Source organism: Elizabethkingia argenteiflava, from assembly GCF_009904105.1.
GTDB lineage: Bacteria > Bacteroidota > Bacteroidia > Flavobacteriales > Weeksellaceae > Elizabethkingia > Elizabethkingia argenteiflava.
The window spans coordinates 1-312 of the sequence record NZ_JAAABJ010000182.1; the positions used below are offsets into that span (position 1 = coordinate 1).

Consider the following 312-nt stretch of genomic DNA (forward strand, 5'->3'; position numbering starts at 1 on the left):
GAAATAAAAGTGGTAGAGTTAGATGAAATGCACACTTATATAGGGCGTAAAAAAAACACGGTTGGATCTGGATTGCTGTTGATAGATTTGGAAAAAGATTCATCAATTTCGTTATTGGTGACAGAAGCCATCAAACCGTAGAAGAGTTTTGGGAAACAATAAAACAACACAAAATGGAGAAGATCGCAAGTGATCACTGGAAAAGCTACCAAAGCATTGTTCCTAAAGAGAAGCATCTTCAGACAAAATCAGAAACATTCACCGTAGAAGCTTATAATAGTTTGTTTGGGCATTTTTTAGCAAGAATGAGAA

The 312-nt window shown here is 35.6% G+C and carries 1 pseudogene; it reads left to right on the forward strand.

Annotation, left to right across the window (positions count from 1 at the left end):
• Positions 1-312: pseudogene (locus tag GNY06_RS15425) on the forward strand (IS1 family transposase); the annotation flags it as partial.